Here is a 395-nt window from a genome sequence, read left to right on the forward strand (position 1 = left end):
AACATCATAGTTTTTGCAGCCTTCTTTTTCCAGGGTATCCGGGCTAACGTTATGGATCACGATAATGCTCGGATACAGGCTACGGAAATCCAGGTAGATGATGTTTTCCCACAGGCCTTTTTCCGGTTCTTTCACATAGCCGCCCAGATAGGTGGTACGCAGACGACGTTTGTATTCTTCTTCGTCCGGTTTGTTCGGCGCCAGTTCATTACGCGCATACGCAACGCGCAGCAGATACCATTCCACCAGATTACCGGTGCTGCTACGGCTAACATCCCACACGCTCTGACCAATCAGTTTCGCCAGTTCCGCTTCCATCGGGAAAAATTCTTTACCCAGTTCATAGGTCGCACGCGCATCTTCCATGCTATACTGCGCCAGTTTTTTCATGCTTT

Annotated in this window: 1 protein-coding gene; it reads right to left on the minus strand. The window is 49.4% G+C overall.

Features of this window, described 5'->3' with window-relative positions:
- Nucleotides 1–395: DNA polymerase domain-containing protein (locus tag P3H15_RS54680; protein WP_276144914.1), on the minus strand; the 395-nt coding region annotated here is incomplete at both ends.

Source organism: Rhodococcus sp. T2V (assembly GCF_029269925.1).
GTDB lineage: Bacteria > Actinomycetota > Actinomycetes > Mycobacteriales > Mycobacteriaceae > Rhodococcus_F > Rhodococcus_F koreensis.